The sequence below is a fragment of the Amycolatopsis kentuckyensis genome (genome assembly GCF_002155975.1).
Taxonomy (GTDB): Bacteria; Actinomycetota; Actinomycetes; order Mycobacteriales; family Pseudonocardiaceae; genus Amycolatopsis; species Amycolatopsis kentuckyensis.
Genome location: NZ_MUMI01000791.1, coordinates 1 through 1,058, shown reverse-complemented (window position 1 = coordinate 1,058; position 1,058 = coordinate 1). Strand labels below are relative to the sequence as shown.

Sequence of the window (1,058 nt, the reverse complement as noted above, 5' to 3'; positions counted from 1 at the left end):
CGATGGGCTGGTTGGGGCCCGTCCGGGGGCTCGGCAGGATGTAGGGGATTCCGAGGTACTTGGGCGACAGGAACAGCCTCACCAACTGGCGGCGGCCGGCGACCGGCATCTCCTGCCACGTGGCCCAGACGTCCGCGCCTGGCTTGATGATGCTCAGGACTACCGAGGGCAGTGTCAGTTCCCGCTCGCGCTCCTCCAGGGCCTGCACCTCTTCCTCCTTCGCCGCGAGGGAGTTGGCGAGCACGAGCACTTCAGCAAGGGTCGCGCCCTTGGCCGCCCTCATCTCGTCGCGGTCCGCGCGGGCCTGGGTCAGCTGCGCCTTCAGCTCCATAACCGTCGGGTCGTCGCTGGACGGCGCAGTCAAGATCTCGTAGATATCGTCACGAGAGAGGAACTGCAGCAGCACGCCGAGGTCGTCGGGCTGGCCGATGATCAGGTCGTCGACCGGAGCCTTCTCGATGGTCAGGTGACCTTCCTGGCATCTATAGGCAGGCTTCCGGCCGTGCCGCACGCCGCCCGGCCCGTTGTACTCGACCCTCGTCAGGCCGCCGCATCTGCCGCACCTCAGACCGGCGGTCAGCTCGTACCTGGTGCCACCGCCCCGGTAGGTCACCCGCCCGGGCGCGCCGAGGATGCGCTGCACGTTCCAGTAGCGGTCCCTCGGCACGATCCCGTCCCATACGCCCTCGAACAGCTCGCCCTTGTAGGACCGCAGACCGGCGTACGAGGCCCGGTGCGCCATGTCGATCAGGTGCGGCCCGCAGAACGGCCGGCCATCCCGGTTCGTGTATCCGCGCCGCTCGAATCGCCGGGCGATCTCGGCCGTGGGGACGTGGAGCTCCAGGAGCCGGAACAGCTCACGGACGACCATCGAGCGGGTCGGGTCCTCGGTCCAGGTCTGCAGCTTCCCGGTCGCCGGGTCGTACACCGGCATGAGCCCGTACGGCGCCTGCCCGTACGGTCGGCCTGCGCGGGCCTGGGCGGCCGCAGTGCGGGTGACCCGCTTGTGGGTCTTGTACGACTCGTACTCGGAGTCGGCGGCGTCCTCGATCAGGGAC

At 69.2% G+C, this 1,058-nt stretch carries 1 protein-coding gene; it reads right to left on the bottom strand.

Annotated elements, in window-relative coordinates:
* Positions 1 to 1,058 (bottom strand): serine integrase family protein (locus tag CCN39_RS50520; RefSeq protein WP_158104627.1); only part of this gene is annotated, 1,058 nt, incomplete at both ends.